Here is a 16,163-nt window from a genome sequence, read left to right on the forward strand (position 1 = left end):
TCAGGTTTTGACCATGAAAAAGGGCTGATTTATCAGCCCTTTTGTATTTGACCGGAGATTCAGGATGCCGCTAATGCTTCACCCCAGAGCATCTCAATCTGCTCTTCATTGAGGTAATGCGACAGCTCGCGTTCTTCCGGACGCAGCAGATACGGGATCTCACCCAGCAGTGGTGCCGGTAAATGTGTCAGTAAGCGATCCATTACCTGTGCATAGTGTGACAACCCCGGGTTTATCCGGTTTGCAATCCAGCCGATAATCTCCAGACCATCATTTTTAATGGCTTCAGCGGTTAACAATGCATGGTTTACACAACCGGATTGGATCCCGACGACCATGATCACCGGCAATTTTTCTTTTTTCACCCAATCGGATAAAAAAGTCTCGTTATTCAGTAAATAACGCCATCCGCCGTTCCCTTCCACCACAACCTGATCCGCCAGATGACTTAATTTTTCCAGTCCCTGTGATAACGCAGAAAACTGAACTTCTGTGGTCGTCTGACCATAATTACTTTCCAGCATTACCGGGTTGATATCCTGATAAGAAACATCAACAGATGATGAGTCATGCAGGATCATTGCGTCACGGTTACGTTTGCCGTTAAGTGTGTCGTGGTATTCTGTCGCGATTGGTTTATAGCCAACGACAGATTTACCCAGGCGGTTGATGGCTTGCAGTAAAGCCCGCGTCGCAACAGTTTTGCCGATATTCGTATCTGTGCCGGTTATAAACAAGCGCCTTAACATAGATGTTTTTCCGTTATATCAAGAGGTGCGTATCAAAATTGATAACGGAAGCAGTGTAAGACATCCGGTTTATATCAGGCTTGCGCCAGCGCAATTTTTTGCGAAAATCCTGTTTTCATAAACAAATCCCTGTCATTTATTTGTTTTATGTCAAAGATGAACACTACAGAATTACTTAACCATCCATCAGTTTGATAAGAAGTGAGCCGTTATACAACGCCTCTTTAATTAACGCCGCGCCGGGTAATGTCCCGCAATTAGTAAATTCACATGAAGTCATTGTCAGTTCCCGGCTGAATGCCGGCAGAGCCCGCTGCGTGATCCGGGCGCGGATAGCAGGAAACAGCACAGACGATGCCGGGTTTAACGGCGAGCCAATCAGAATAATCTCCGGATTAAAGATATTGACCATCACTGCCGCAATATCCCCGATATGCTGTCCCACCTGCTCTATCAGTGCACCGGCCGCCGCGTCACCATCCAGTGCCGCACGACACAGCATTCCGGCGGTCGGCAATTGCCCGTCCGGCGTATCCAAAAACTGAGCCGCCGTTTCCAGCACATGGTGCAGACCAATTTCCGTTTCCAGGCAACCACGATTACCGCAATAACAGCGTTTACCCTGAGCATTGATTTGAGTGTGGCCGATTTCCGCTGTGCTGTGGCTCCCGGCATGCAGCAGTGCGCCGTCCGTTATAATCGCGGCACCGACATTTTCATCAATGACCAGCTGGATGATATTTTTACACTCTTTGGCTGCACCAAAAAAATATTCCGCCAGAGACCAGGCTGAAATACCGTGCTGAAGAAATACCGGCATCCCGGTATGCTGGTAAAGAATGTCCGCTACCGGTAAATCCGTCAGCTGATAGTAGGGAGAATGGCGGATAATACCGTTTGCCGGATCAACAATCGCATCGGTGGTGATAGCAATTGCCGTGAGCCGCTCAGTTATCTGATGGTTGCGGGAAAAGAAGGCATCAACCTGTGCCAGAAACAGTGTGACAAAATCCCGGTCACCGGCCGGAAAATCAATAATGTCCTCGGCCAGTAATTTTCCGCTCAGTTCCCGCAGGGCGAAAACCAGCTCGCCCCGGTTAATACGAATACATAAAAAATGCCAGCCGTCACAATCTGTTTTCAGCCCTACTGCGGGACGCCCGCGAAAACCTAATCCCGGAAACTCCGTTTCCCGGACCAGATGAGCATCCATCAGTTCACGGGTTATTTTTGTGATACTTGCCGGCGCCAGCCCGGTTTTTTTGGAGAGAGAAATACGGGAAACAGGGCCTTCACGGTCAATATAACGGTACACAACCCCCATATTGGTTTGCTTTATATGGTCAATATGGCCGGGCTGCGCTGAAGGTTTCACCAATAATAATCCTGAGTTTATGATGCTAAGATCTTAATTATCCGAATAAATACACACTTAGTAAGTGGCTTCACGTAAAATTGTGAATTAATTCACAGTCAGGGAGTAAAAGCGGAACGATAAACCACAATTCCTTTTTTATTATGGAGATATTCCGCTAACGGGGAATCAATCACCCGTTGTTCATTCCGTTTTGATGATGCATTGCGTAAAAACAGTCCGGCAGGTGTCCGGATAACAACCCCGGCATGAGACACGTCCAGCCCGGGGCTGGCAGAATAAATGCCGATATAATCACCGGTCTGCAACTGAGAAAACACGGCAGGTGTCAGCGCGGTAACCGGCAGCCAGGCAATATCCCGCAACGTCACCGGGAGATCGGCGATATAACGGGAGCCATTTTTCTTCTGATTCAGAATCTTATGTGTTACGCGATAATCCGGTGAAAGTTGCCGGGTAATATCCTGTGCAACAGGCTGTGGTTCACTGACCCAGTCAGACATAAAATGACGGCGCTGATAATAACTCACTTCCCCGTTTTTATAACGTATGTGCATCAGTCTGTTACGGAAATCCTGCTTCTGCGGGCTGCGTTTCAGTGCTTCGGTGTAATCCAGAAAGGTGAAACAATCGAGGGCATTCAGGTCAGCCACCAGAATTTCCGGTGATTGCGGGGAACCGATCAACTGACCTGCGCGGTAAGGTACACCCAGAAACTGTCCGGTCAGCGCAGTAATATTTTCAGCAGTGATCTTACGTGAACCATCCGGCTGATAAAAATGACTGAGCGATACCGCTGCACCTGTTGTGCCTGTATAGAAAAGAAAAAGAAATGCAGTCGCAGTAAGAAACCGGTATCGCCGGAACATCCGAACTCCTGATAATCAGATCCGCTCAGCGGAACACATTGTTTTTCAGCATGGCAATCAGCCGCTGACCGGCCGGAGAAAGTGTATTGTGCTTATGATACACCAGCCAGACTTCAGAAAATGCCTGATTTTCAGCTAAATGAATATAGCGGACACCATCGACTTTCATTCTGGTGAATGATTCCGTCACCAGCGACACACCTAACCCGGCGGAGACCAATCCCAGAATCGTCATTGCCTCACCGGCTTCCTGGGCTATTACCGGTGTGACACCCGCCCCTTTCAGCAAATTGATGATTTCATCATACAGCGCCGTACCCACATCCCGCTCAAAGAAAACCAATGGTACGCCACTCAGCATATCCAGGGAAATACCTGATTTTAGGTATTTCATCAGCGGGTGATCATCATAGACTGCCAGCATAAACCGTTCTTTAAACAGCAGTTCATGAACCAGGTTATCCGGCAGTTGGGTATTGCGCATTACGCCGAAATCGATCCTGCCGCTCAGCAGCGGATTAATCTGCTGCTTGGTATTCATCTGATGCATATGAATAGCCACATCAGGGTACATTTCACGATACTGACGGAATGTGGCGGTGATATGACGCATAAAAGGTGTCGTGGAGGTAAAGCCGACAGAGACTTCCCCCAGTTCCCCGCGATCCATTCTGGCTGCTTTTTCAACGGCTGCCTCAACCTGAGTACGAATCTGATAAGCTTCGCGCAGAAACATTTCCCCGGCCGGCGTCAGACTGACATTCCGGTTGTTCCGTGCCAGCAGTTTAGCCGGTATCGCATTCTCAAGTGCCTGAATCTGCTGACTGAGCGGAGGCTGAGAGATATTAAGGCGCTCTGCCGCCCGGCCGAAATGCAGCTCTTCAGCGACAGCGATGAAATAGCGCAGATGGCGGAATTCGATCATTATTCCCTCATTAAGTCGTAAAACATATCAATCAAGAGTATTAATATATTAGACAAAACACCAGCATCTTTTTATGCTTTGTTTTATGACAAGATGCTGAGATAAGTGTATGACAGATGAGAATAAACTGATAACTGATAGCCGGATGAGTTCACCGGTGCAGGAGAATCAGACAAAACAGCACTATATCCAGCGTGATGACAAACTGTATCTGCGTGTCACACTTTCCTTTTTTATGGTCGGTCTGGCGACATTTGCCCTGCTCTATTTTGTACAGCCGATCCTGCCGTTATTGTCAGAGGATTTTTCTGTATCACCTGCACAGGCCAGTTTATCGTTGTCACTTGCCACCGGATTTATGGCGGTCGGACTGCTGATCACCGGCCCGCTGTCGGATGCAGTCGGCCGTAAAAATGTCATGGTGATATCCCTGACCTGCGCCGCCATTTTTACACTGCTCAGTGCCTTCACCACCAGCTGGGCGGGTATTCTGATTGTCCGTTCACTTGTCGGATTATCACTCAGCGGCGTTGCTGCCGTGGCTATGACCTATCTCAGTGAGGAAATTCATCCCAGCTATGTCGCCCTCTCCATGGGATTATATATCAGCGGAAACTCTATCGGCGGCATGAGCGGACGCCTGATCACCGGGGTGATTGCAGATTATGCCAGCTGGCGGATTGCCGTTCTGGTACTGGGTACATTTTCCCTGATAGGCGCATTTTTATTCTGGCGGTTACTGCCACCGTCACGTCATTTCCGGGCCAGTTCACTAAAACCGAAAAGTCTGTGGAAATACCTGATCCTGCACTGCCGGGATGACGGGCTGCCATGGCTGTTTGCCATTGGTTTTATCATTATGGGCAGCTTTGTTACTCTGTTTAATTATATCGGTTACCGGCTGATGGAACCGCCGTATTATTTCAGCCAGGCCGTTGTCGGTATGCTATCCATCGTCTATTTATCAGGAACTTACAGTGCCTCTAAAGCCGGTGCACTGACGCGTAAATACGGTTACGGAAAAGTGCTGATTGGCGCGGTTTCTCTGATGCTGGCCGGCATTCTCATCACTCTCGGCAGTTCACTGACGGCTGTTCTTGTCGGTATGCTGGTGCTGACCACCGGATTTTTTGCCGCTCATTCTGTCACCAGCAGCTGGGTCGGACGCCGTGCACGGCGTGCCAGAGCACAGGCATCATCCCTCTATCTGTTTTCCTATTATGGCGGCTCCAGTATTGCCGGTACTTTGGGAGGCGTTTTCTGGTCTTACTGGCACTGGAATGGCATCGGCTGGTTTATCGCTGCTATGCTGGCAACGGGTGTGCTGATTGCGCTGTATCTGAACAAACATGCACATTCATGATACATAAAAATATAGTCAGATAATTAATTTTTATGTCACATAAAATACCTCAACAGGTTAATTTTATGTTCTGATTTTTCAGCATATACTATTTATGTTTTAAGGTTAAATATACTTCACTTTGTAATTAAACTTGTTCAGAAGTACTGCAACACCATTATTACGTTGTATCTCCAAAGAAATTGATAACTTGTCATAATTTATTATTTCAAACTCTTCAGCCACTTTTATTTCATAAAAGTGGCTGCTTTATTTTACATTATCCATATAAATAGTTCCGTAGTTTTTCATTTATATTAAATTAAAAATAACTCATCAGGTTAATTTAATTCTCTTACACATACGACTACAGTTATACGTGCTCCACACATTCTTTTTTCCATCAACAGAAAAACGAGGTTAACATGCTGACTATGATATTAAGTTCTGCCCTGATGATAACCCCCACTCCAACTCATGAATGGATAATTCCACTGCCTCCGCAGAAGACCACTGTCAGCTATAAACAGCTTACACCTCTGCCACAACCAAGAGACGAAGAAACGCATCTTCAATATAAAGGCTGATTTTACACTCCATAACAACTGAACAGAGAGTATTATGCTTGCACTTTTATTAACAGGTACATTATTTCTTTCTTCTGCAGAATCATTTGAATCCTGCGATATCGTTGCTCCTGAATATTGCTCCACCGACTGGTGGAATTAAATAATCATATAACATAATGAGGCACATTTATGCTGACACTTATTTTAAGCAGTTCATTAATGGTTAACAGTTATTTCCCTAATCCTAAAAATGATGAGCCAAAACCGGATGTCTGGGAGCCCAAATCGGCTCAGTATGTTTATGATACATGCCCTAAAGATAAACCCTATTGCCACATGCTGTGATAACAGCGGACAATATTATTGTCCATCATGAACAAACATCGTTTATTTTATACAGTACAAATAAACAGGGTTGTTCATATAAATACTCACTGAGTTTTACCATTAACCCACGTTTCTGTGGGTTAATGGTGATAATATAACCGGTGGTAAACAACTACGGCAGCCTGTCATCCCGGCAGTGCAGGATCAGATATTTTCACCGGTTCTTAGGTTTTTGTGAGTTGCTAAATATATTTGATAACAACCAAATAACATGACCATCATACCCTTTTCTTCCATTCTTCCATTCTTCCATGCGAAACAAAATTCGCTTGTACAAAGCACAATGCTGAACTAATCTGGTATAAACACATTTGCATGTTGTAACTAAATGGTGCTATATGAGATATGACGCAAGAATGTCGCTTACGGACTGCTTTAATCAACTGGAATCAGCTCTGAATACCTTGTGCAAAACTATCCGGCTGGATTCTGCGCGTACCGCTGAAGTTTATCAGTTGCCGGAGATCCTGAAAGGCGAAGAAAATAACACCGTCAACACCATTTCTGTCCTTCCTGTCAGTGGTGAGGATGCCGTTTCTCTGGCACTGTCCCACTATCAGCGTTTATTTATTTTTGATAATGACCAGACAATCAGCAGTAAATCCGCCATTCGTTTGCCCGGTGTACTGCTGATCACACTCTCTCCTTCACACCGGAAAGCGGTACAGCAACAACTTGCTGACGTGAACCGTCTGAAAAAACTATTGGCTGCTATCGTGACAGAAACATCCGGCGTGGATAAAACACAGCGGTTTGAGTTCGTACACAATCAGATAAAGGGATTAATTACACTGAATGCCTACCGGCAAATCCAGTCTGTCACCTCCCCCACTTCTGTCCGGTTTGGCTGGGCCAACAAGCATATTATTCAGAAGGTCGATCGCAACACATTGTTATCTCAGCTGGAGGAGCAATATCAGAATCCGCGCGCCATTCAGTCTCTGACACGCGAAGAACGGCAGGTATATCTGGCAAAAGAGATTTCCGCATTAAAACAGGTACCGGAAGATGCGGTACTGAAAATCAAACGACCGGTAAAAGTGCAACCCATCGCACGGGTCTGGTACAGCGAAGCACAAAAGCAGGTGCAATATGCCTGTGCATCTCCGCTGATTGTATTTTGTGATGAAAATGATGAAAAACCGGTCACCGGCGTTCTGCCGGATTATGATGCAGAAAATATTAAGATCCGTCACAGGCCGAAAGCAAAAAAATTAATTCCTGTGATACCACGGCTGCATTTATATATGGAAGTGATGTAAGAACGGAGCCGTCATGGCTCCGTTCCTGCTATATGTAAGGACTACCCGTAACGACGGATTACTTCATGCTGCCGACCATCTCTTCCGGACGAACCCACGCATCAAATTCTGCTTCCGTCAGATAACCCAGCTTCATTGCGGATGCTTTCAGCGTCAGACCTTCTTTATGGGCTTTTTTCGCGATTTCGGCTGCTTTGTCATAGCCGATATGGGTATTCAGCGCCGTTACCAGCATCAGTGATTCATTCAGTAACTGACTGATCCGCTCACGGTTCGGTTCGATACCCACCGCACAGTGCTCATTAAAGCTGCGCATACCGTCAGCCAGCAGACGGACAGATTGCAGGAAGTTGTGGATCACCATCGGACGGAATACGTTCAGTTCAAAATTACCGGATGCCCCGCCGATATTGACCGCCACATCATTCCCCATCACCTGCGCGCACAGCATCGTCATCGCTTCACACTGTGTCGGATTCACTTTACCCGGCATGATAGAGCTGCCCGGTTCGTTTTCCGGAATAGCAATTTCACCGATGCCGCAGCGCGGACCGGATGCCAGCCAGCGGACATCATTGGCGATCTTCATCAGTGAGGCCGCCAGCCCTTTCAGTGCACCATGGGCATGAACCAGCGCATCACAGGTGGCCAGTGCCTCAAATTTATTCGGTGCGGTCACAAACGGCTGACCGGACAGTTCAGCGATTTTTTTCGCCACACGTACAGCATACTCCGGATGAGTATTCAGGCCGGTACCGACCGCGGTACCACCGAGAGCCAGCTCGCTCAGATGCGGCAGGCTGTTTTCCAGATGTTTCAGGTTATATTGCAGCATTGCTGCCCAGCCGGAAATTTCCTGACCCAATGTCAGCGGTGTGGCGTCCTGCAAGTGAGTACGGCCGATTTTAACGATATCGCGGTAGGCTTCCGCTTTTTCTGCCAGAACACGGTGCAGAGATTTCAGTTCAGGGATCAGCTGTGTGCTGACCGCAATCACTGCGGCAACATGCATCGCTGTCGGGAATACGTCGTTAGAACTCTGGCTTTTATTCACATCATCATTCGGGTGGACGATACGCTCACCGCCGCGCTGCCCGCCGAGGATTTCACTGGCACGGTTTGCCAGCACCTCATTCATATTCATGTTACTTTGTGTGCCGGAGCCGGTCTGCCAGATAGCCAGCGGAAACTCTTCCGGGTGTTTACCGGCAAGAACTTCATCCGCGGCGGCAATAATTGCATCCGCCCGCTCTTTCGCCAGCAGTCCCAGATCACAGTTGACAGCCGCCGCTGCTTTTTTTGTAATAGCCAGCGCAGCAATCAGATCCGCAGGCATTTTTTCAACTGAAATACGGAAATGCTCTAAAGAACGTTGAGTCTGAGCGCCCCACAATTTGTCCGCAGGAACATCGATAGGGCCCATTGAGTCTTTTTCAATACGCGTGGCTGCCATTAGTCTCTCCTTAGCACACAAAATAAAATGGATTTCAAATCCCGAAAGTTACAGATAGACTCTGAAAACGGGCATATCTTGCCACACTTTCATTTCCGATTATGCGATCCGGGCGGAGTTATTGCTTTATTGTTACTACCTTATTGTTAACTGTTTAAAAAGAGAGCGTTGCTATGTTAAAAATGCAGAATCAGGTGCAATTTTATGACTGGGGAAGCCATACCGCGATGACAGAAATGTACGGCTACCCGAACCCTGACAAGCAGCCGATGGCAGAATTGTGGATGGGCGCACATCCGAAAGCCAGTTCGGTAGTGACTGACACCCGCGGCAACACCTGCTCTTTATATGATTTTATTGCCGGTGATCCGCAGTCAGCACTGGGAACCGAAATTAACCGCCGTTTTCACCGGCTGCCGTTTCTGTTTAAAGTGCTGAGTGCCGCTCAACCGCTGTCGGTACAGGTTCATCCGGACAAAGCCGCCGCAGAAGCCGGGTTTGCCCGTGAGAACGAGGCCGGAATCGCACTGGATTCGCCAGTCCGCAATTATAAGGATGATAACCATAAGCCTGAGCTGGTTTATGCCCTCACCCCGTTCCGTGCGATGAATGCTTTTCGTCCGCTGACGGAAATGGCAGAACTGCTCAGTGAAGTCGCCCCGGCACATCCGGCTATTGAGCGCTTTATTGCCTCGCCGTCAGAGGAACAACTGTCTGCTTTATTTACCCGCCTGCTCTCTATGAGCGGAGAAACCAAAGAACGGGCAATCGGCGTACTGAAATCCGCACTGAACAGCCGCCGCGGTGAACCGTGGGATACCATCCGTAAGATGACAGAATTTTATTCTGACGATAATGGTCTTTTCACCCCCCTGCTGCTCAATGTTGTTGAGCTGAAGCCCGGCGAAGCGATGTTCCTGTATGCCCGCACACCGCATGCTTATCTGGAAGGAACCGCGCTGGAGGTGATGGCTAACTCGGATAATGTGTTACGCGCCGGACTGACACAAAAACATATTGATGTCGGTGAATTGCTGAATAATCTTGATTTTGTACCGAAACACGCAAAAAGTTTATTTATGCAGCCGGAACATATTAACAACACAGAAATTTTCCCGATCCCTGTTGATGACTTTTCTTTTTCAATCATGAAAATGTGTAATCAGGAAATGAATATTGAGAACAACAGTGCTAATATTCTTTTTTGTGTGGAAGGTCAAGCGGTTATCACTACGGAAACAGAACAATTAAGAGTTATCTCAGGTGAATCTGTTTTTCTTTCTGCTATAGAAAGAAAGTTTAAAATAGATGGTGAAGGAATCATTGCCCGCGTTTATAATGCCGTGTAAGTAACTTCTCTAATTTTCTCCGGGCAGTCAGCTGGTTAACTGTCCGTTAATTTTGATACTGTGCGAAAACCTGCAAAATAAATCGCATATAAAGGATGGATTTCTCTATGAAAAAGTCGTTAGTTGCTGTTGGCGTTATTGTCGCATTAGGCGCCGCATGGGGTGTGGCTTCATGGCAGACAGGTAAGAAAATTGAAGCAAACCTTGATGCTTATATCGCCAAAGCGAATCAATTAATTAAGGATAAGTACCCGGATATCCCTGTTACGCTGACCGCTAAAGATTTTTCACGCGGTATTTTCAGCTCAGATGTCAAACTGATCCTCAAAGAAACGAAAAAAAGCGGTGATACCTCAGGTGCCGGTGAAGAAGTTGTTCTTCTGAATACTATCGATCACGGTCCTTTCCCGTTATCTCAGCTGAAGAGTATGGTGTTCTCGCCAAATATGGCGGCAATCCATACTGAGCTGGAAAACAATGACGTCACCAAGCCGGCCTTCGACATCACCGGTGGTAAATCCCCTGTTGTCACCGATACCCGTGTCAGCTACGACCAGAGTTTCGACATTGATCTTGCTGTCAGCAAAATCAACTATAAGAAAGACGGTGAAGAGCTCGCATTCTCCGGTGCTGATCTGAACGTTAAATTCGATAAAGAATTCAAAAACGTTAAAGGCAAAGGCAGCAGCGATGAACTGACTTACCGTAAAGGTGAGCGCGAAAGCATGGTTCTGAAAGGCCTGTCTTTCGACAGCGATGTGTCCAAATCCGGTGACAGCTATTTCTACCTGGGTGACCAGAATCTGAGCCTGAAAGAGTTAGCGGTTGTTAATTACAGCGACACCGTTTCTCTGAAAGACCTGAAAATGAGCGGCACATCCGGCAGCAAAGATAACAAACTGACTGCAGATGTTGATTACAGCCTCGGTTCACTGAGCTACCGTGATATCGACCTCGGCGCTATCAGCCTGAAAGGTTCTCTGAAAGATCTGGATGCAACTTCCGCAAATACGCTGATGGCATCTCTCGAAGAGTACACCAAGATGTCTGAATCAATGTACACCGAAGATTTCGATGAAGAAAAAATGGCAGCACTGGATGAAAAAATGAAATCCAATGCGCTGGGTCTGTTCAAATACAGCCCGTCTTTCGCTATCGCACCTCTGAGCTGGAAAAACAGCGGCGGTGAGTCAAAAGTCAATCTGAACGTGACCTTTAATGCACTGAATGCCGATAGCTTTAAAGCACTGGAAAAGGCATCAAGCTTTGAAAAAGCCCTGCCGGTTCTGGTGAAAGAGTTCGGTTTCAATATGGATCTGTCCAAATCAATGCTGACTGATTTCGTTGGTGTTGCGATGCAGTCTCAGGGCATGGGCGCCAAAGAAGCCAAAGAACAGGGTGAACAGGGTGTTGCTCAGATGGCCAGCATGGGCGCCATGATGGAAATCGTGAAAGTCACTGATAAAGCGATCACCATGGATCTGAAATACAGCAACAACAATATCGATTTCAACGGTAAGAAATACACCGTTGCTGAATTCCTGGAAAAATATGACCAGTACGGCGCACTGAGCGATAACAGCGGTGACGACGAAGGTTATGAGGAAGAAGCTATTGAAATAGATCCTAACGGTGATGTCACAGAAGAAGTGACTATCGGTGAAGAACCGGCTGCTGATGCTGCTGCGGCACCTGCTGCACAGTAATTTCACACTGTTATTATCTGTTGATCAGACAAAAGCCAGTCGTCAGACTGGCTTTTTATCATCTGAGGAATTCCGCAATGATTAACCGTTCACTCCCCCTGACAGATCTGCACCGCCATCTGGACGGCAATATCCGCCTGTCCACTATTCTGGATCTGGCCCGTCAGCACAATCTCCCGCTGCCCGCATATGAGACTGAAGCACTGCGCCCGCATGTGCAGGTAATGAGCAATGAACCTGACCTGGTGCAGTTTCTGAGTAAACTGGACTGGGGCGTTTCCGTACTGGCTGACCTGGACGCCTGCCGCCGTGTAGCCGCAGAAAACGTACAGGATGCTGTCAGTGCCGGGCTGGATTATGCTGAATTGCGCTTTTCTCCTTACTATATGGCAATGAAACACAACCTGCCTGTTGAAGGCGTGGTGGAAGCTGTTCTGGATGGGGTGGCATCTGAAGTCCGTAACAATCCGGTGCGGATTAATATGATTGGTATTCTGAGCCGGACATTCGGTACTGATGCCTGTCATGAAGAACTGAATGCCCTGCTCGCTCATCATGAGCGGATTGTGGCACTGGATATTGCCGGTGACGAATCCGGTTATCCCGGCGATTTATTTACCGATCACTTCCGCAAGGCCCGCGATGTAAACTGGGCTATCACCGCACATGCAGGGGAAGCTGCCGGTGCCGCCAGTATCTGGCAGGCGATCCGCGACCTGGGTGCACAGCGTATCGGCCACGGCGTGATGGCGATTGAAGACCCGGCACTGATGGATTATCTGGCAGAGCACCGCATCGGCATGGAATCCTGCCTGACGTCCAATATTCAGACCAGTACAGTACCGTCACTGGCCGCTCATCCGCTGAAACTATTCCTGGCACATGGCATTGCCGCCACCATTAACACGGATGACCCGGCGGTTGAAGGTATTGAGATTGCCCATGAATACAATGTTGCCGCACCGGCTGCCGGTCTGACCCGTGCGGAAATTGAACAGGCGCAAATCAACGGACTGGAAATTGCCTTTTTATCCGCGGAAGAAAAAGCGTCACTGAGAGATATGGCAGCTAAACGCAGTTATTAAGCGCCTGCCTGCCAGACAACTTATAAATCCCCCGGAAGCCGGATATTTACCCTGGGGGATTTCGGGTTAATACAGGTATATGCAGCAGCCCGCAATCGCCCCCCCGCAAATCAGCACCATTTCCGGCTCACATTAAGTGATAACGAACCCGTGTTTATCCCACCCGGCTCGCAATAACTGAAAATAAAATCTGCACACCCGCAGTTTTCCCACACTTTCCCCTGATTGCTGTATACTTTTCTTTGCAGCCTGAACGGCTGCCTAATCTAAACAGGAGAATATAATGAACACATCACTGTTCAGTAAAACCCCGGCGGTCACGGTTCTCAACAACCGTGGTCTGACCATTCTCAACATCGCGTACCATCGCCACCCTGAGTCGCCGGACGTCACTACAGAGCGCATCACCCGCCATCAGTACGATGCCCGGGGCTTCCTGACGCAGAGCGCCGACCCGCGCCTGGCGGAGGCCGGACTGGCGAACTTTACTTACCGGACAGATCTGCGCGGAGGCGTCCTGCGTTCACAGGGGGCAGACAACGGTATCACCGTCAGCCTTAACGACGTTGCCGGACGCCCCTTTATTACGGTCAATAACATCGGTACCGCAGACAACGGTACTGATGACCGGCGTCAGGCCGTAACCCGAACCTGGCAGTATGAGGATACATCCCTGGCCGGACGTCCGTTAAGTATTACAGAGCAGACCAACGGTGGAGCCGCCCGTATCACGGAGCGTTTCGTCTATGCCGGTAATACGGATGCAGAGAAAGCTCTGAATCTCGCCGGTCAGCTTGTCAGTCACTACGATACCGCCGGACTGGAGCAGACAAGCAGCATTGCTCTGACCGGCGTGCCACTCTCCGTCACCCGGCGGCTGCTGAAGAATGCGGATAACTCTGACACGGTGGCTGACTGGCAGGGACAAAATGTACCGGTCTGGAACAGCCTGCTGGACAATGACGCACGGGTCACCCTGAGCACTGCGGACACCACCGGCTCCATACTGACCACCACCGATGCACAAGGCAATATGCAGCGTATGGCGTACGATGTGGCAGGCCTTCTGTCAGGCAGCTGGCTGACGCAGAAAGGAGGTTCTGAGCAGGTTATCGTGGCTTCCCTGACGTACTCGGCAGCCGGACAGAAACTGCGTGAAGAGCACGGCAACGGTGTGATAACCACGTACTCATACGAACCGGAAACGCAACGTCTGAGCGGCATTAAAACGGAACGCCCGGCCGGACATGCCGCCGGACTGAAGATACTGCAGGATCTGCGCTATGAATATGACCCAGTGGGGAACGTTCTGAAGGTAACCAATGATGCCGAAGAGACCCGTTTCTGGCGCAATCAGAAAGTGGTGCCGGAAAACACATACACCTACGACAGCCTGTACCAGCTGATCAGCGCCACCGGACGTGAAATGGCAAATGCCGGTCAGCAGGGCAGCGGATTACCGCCTCTGACCGTTCCCCTTCCCGCAGACAGCAGCGCATACACGAACTATACCCGCAGGTATACCTACGATACAGCCGGCAACCTGACGCAGATAAGCCACCGCGCACCGGCGACAAACAATAACTACACAACAAAAATCACCATAAGCAACCGAAGCAACCGGGGCGTACTGAGCACGCTGACGGAAAATCCGGCAGCCGTGGATGCACTGTTCACCACAGGCGGTCAGCAGAAACAACTGCAACCGGGACAGAGCCTGACCTGGACACCACGCAACAAGCTGCTGAAGGTGACACCGATCGTGCGGAGCGGAAAAGCAGATGACAGCGAAATCTACCGCTATGATGCGGGCAGCCTGCGCATCCTGAAAGTCAGCAGGCAGAAAACCGGCGGCAGTATGCAGACGCAACGGGTGCAATATCTGCCGGGTCTGGAGCTGCGCACAACAAAAACCGGCGATACGCAAACGGAGAGCCTGCAGGTGATTATCGCGGGGGACGCGGGGCAGATACGCCTTCTGCACCGGGAGAATGGCGATGACCAGATGCGCTGGAGCTACGATAACCTGATCGGCAGCAGCGGTCTGGAGCTGGATGGTGAGGGAAATATTATCAGTATGGAGGAGTACTACCCGTACGGCGGCACCGCCGTGTGGACTGCCCGCAGCGTCGCGGAAGCGGAGTACAAAACCGTGCGCTACTCAGGCAGGGAGCGGGATGCCACCGGACTGTACTACTATGGTTACCGGTACTACCAGCCGTGGGCCGGAAGATGGCTGAGTGCGGACCCTGCAGGAATAATGGACGGACTGAATCTGTTCAGAATGGTACGGAATAATCCTCTGCGATTTTTTGATACCAACGGACTGGCACCCAGTGAGGGCAAATCTCAGCAGACGCTCGGCAGACCCCATATTAAAGCAGCTAAATCTTTAGCGGCGGAACAATTATCTGCTGCTGAGAAATTTTTGAATAACGCATCCAATAATGACGTTGCGTTAGATATCTATAAGACATTTTTCGGGCAGCATATGGAAGCAGAAAAACTGGGTCTATGGAAAACACAAATAAAAAATGTGTCAGAGGGAATAAACAAACTGGATGCGAGAAAAAATGTCCGGTATTCACCGCAGAAGATAACCGAATCCGGAGAGAAATCAGAGACAGTGGCAGCCGAAGCCGATATAACGGCATTTCAGCACGAGGGAAAAATTCACATAAATGCTTATACTCACGTACTGGATAAAGTCAAAAAAAATGAATCACTGGGTGTTGATCATTTAGCGCATATTTTGATTCATGAAATGTCTCACCTCCGCCTGGGCACGGATGATAACGCGTATATCGGGGTGATGCAACATGAGGGATATCATGATTTAAATGCTATGCTCGCCCTTCTTGAACCAGAAAAACTACAGGCCGGCAGAGGAGAGCCTGAAGAAACGATCAAACAACGGCGTGCCCGGGGAAGTCTGGACGCGGTGAGAAATGCAGACTCTTTTACAACAGCAACCCGTTATCTTGCTTATACTGCAAAAAATGCTGATTTCTATCGTCATTTTGCCGGGCAGAAAAAAAAGTTCAAACCCGGTTCGCCGTCTCTTATCACGAGTCCGCGCTGGAGGTGAGTGT

At 48.7% G+C, this 16,163-nt stretch carries 11 protein-coding genes; 6 read left to right on the top strand and 5 right to left on the bottom strand.

What is annotated here, in order from left to right; genetic code table 11:
* Positions 1-59: 59 nt before the first annotated feature.
* From bioD to R5268_RS09820, 4 genes are all read right to left on the bottom strand, one after another.
* Positions 60-749, bottom strand: coding sequence for a dethiobiotin synthase (gene bioD, locus R5268_RS09805; RefSeq protein ID WP_107680273.1), 690 nt, complete (start codon positions 747-749; stop codon positions 60-62).
* Positions 750-924: 175 nt separating this feature from the next.
* A complete protein-coding gene (locus tag R5268_RS09810; RefSeq protein ID WP_317420080.1) occupies positions 925-2,124 on the bottom strand; it encodes an ROK family protein in 1,200 nt (399 codons plus the stop codon).
* 98 nt (positions 2,125-2,222) lie between these two features.
* On the bottom strand, positions 2,223-2,993 hold the full coding sequence (locus R5268_RS09815) for an N-acetylmuramoyl-L-alanine amidase-like domain-containing protein (RefSeq protein WP_317420002.1): 771 nt from the start codon (positions 2,991-2,993) through the stop codon (positions 2,223-2,225).
* A gap of 25 nt (positions 2,994-3,018) precedes the next feature.
* The gene (locus R5268_RS09820; protein WP_182108102.1) at positions 3,019-3,921 is read right to left on the bottom strand and encodes a LysR family transcriptional regulator; all 903 of its coding nucleotides are present in this window, start codon (positions 3,919-3,921) and stop codon (positions 3,019-3,021) included.
* Positions 3,922-4,027: 106 nt separating this feature from the next.
* On the opposite strand from R5268_RS09820, the gene R5268_RS09825 reads away from it, so the two are divergent.
* Positions 4,028-5,281 (top strand): MFS transporter, encoded by a 1,254-nt coding sequence (locus R5268_RS09825; protein WP_218454090.1) that lies wholly within the window; start codon positions 4,028-4,030, stop codon positions 5,279-5,281.
* Between the two features lie 1,273 nt (positions 5,282-6,554).
* Positions 6,555-7,478, top strand: a complete 924-nt coding sequence (gene tus, locus R5268_RS09830) for a DNA replication terminus site-binding protein (RefSeq protein ID WP_317420000.1) — start codon at positions 6,555-6,557, stop codon at positions 7,476-7,478.
* A 58-nt stretch (positions 7,479-7,536) separates the two neighbouring features.
* On the opposite strand, the gene fumC is transcribed toward tus, so the two are convergent.
* Entirely contained in the window at positions 7,537-8,931 is a 1,395-nt protein-coding gene (gene fumC, locus R5268_RS09835; protein ID WP_107680268.1) for a class II fumarate hydratase, read from the bottom strand.
* Positions 8,932-9,104: 173 nt separating this feature from the next.
* Here fumC and manA point away from each other — a divergent pair, with 173 nt between their 5' ends.
* The 4 genes from manA (at position 9,105) to R5268_RS09855 (ending at position 16,159) form a co-directional block, all read left to right on the top strand.
* Positions 9,105-10,280 (top strand): mannose-6-phosphate isomerase, encoded by a 1,176-nt coding sequence (manA, locus tag R5268_RS09840; protein ID WP_317419998.1) that lies wholly within the window; start codon positions 9,105-9,107, stop codon positions 10,278-10,280.
* 107 nt (positions 10,281-10,387) lie between these two features.
* The gene (locus R5268_RS09845) at positions 10,388-11,986 is read left to right on the top strand and encodes a YdgA family protein (RefSeq protein WP_218454092.1); all 1,599 of its coding nucleotides are present in this window, start codon (positions 10,388-10,390) and stop codon (positions 11,984-11,986) included.
* A 77-nt stretch (positions 11,987-12,063) separates the two neighbouring features.
* Complete coding sequence (add, locus tag R5268_RS09850) at positions 12,064-13,071, top strand: adenosine deaminase (RefSeq protein WP_218454093.1); 1,008 nt, start codon at positions 12,064-12,066, stop codon at positions 13,069-13,071.
* A gap of 283 nt (positions 13,072-13,354) precedes the next feature.
* On the top strand, positions 13,355-16,159 hold the full coding sequence (locus R5268_RS09855) for an RHS repeat-associated core domain-containing protein (RefSeq protein ID WP_317419995.1): 2,805 nt from the start codon (positions 13,355-13,357) through the stop codon (positions 16,157-16,159).
* The last annotated feature ends 4 nt before the right edge of the window (positions 16,160-16,163 follow it).

This window comes from Morganella sp. BCCO 40_0007, assembly GCF_032989665.1.
GTDB classification, from domain to species: domain Bacteria; phylum Pseudomonadota; class Gammaproteobacteria; order Enterobacterales; family Enterobacteriaceae; genus Morganella; species Morganella sibonii.

Bases quoted from the DNA above. Each gene is read 5' to 3' on its own strand.
- tus (WP_317420000.1), top strand. From the start codon at position 6,555: ATGAGATATGACGCAAGAATGTCGCTTACGGACTGCTTTAATCAACTG.
- bioD (WP_107680273.1), bottom strand. From the start codon at position 749: ATGTTAAGGCGCTTGTTTATAACCGGCACAGATACGAATATCGGCAAA.
- fumC (WP_107680268.1), bottom strand. From the start codon at position 8,931: ATGGCAGCCACGCGTATTGAAAAAGACTCAATGGGCCCTATCGATGTT.
- R5268_RS09845 (WP_218454092.1), top strand. From the start codon at position 10,388: ATGAAAAAGTCGTTAGTTGCTGTTGGCGTTATTGTCGCATTAGGCGCC.
- R5268_RS09815 (WP_317420002.1), bottom strand. From the start codon at position 2,993: ATGTTCCGGCGATACCGGTTTCTTACTGCGACTGCATTTCTTTTTCTT.
- R5268_RS09855 (WP_317419995.1), top strand. From the start codon at position 13,355: ATGAACACATCACTGTTCAGTAAAACCCCGGCGGTCACGGTTCTCAAC.
- R5268_RS09825 (WP_218454090.1), top strand. From the start codon at position 4,028: ATGACAGATGAGAATAAACTGATAACTGATAGCCGGATGAGTTCACCG.
- manA (WP_317419998.1), top strand. From the start codon at position 9,105: ATGTTAAAAATGCAGAATCAGGTGCAATTTTATGACTGGGGAAGCCAT.
- add (WP_218454093.1), top strand. From the start codon at position 12,064: ATGATTAACCGTTCACTCCCCCTGACAGATCTGCACCGCCATCTGGAC.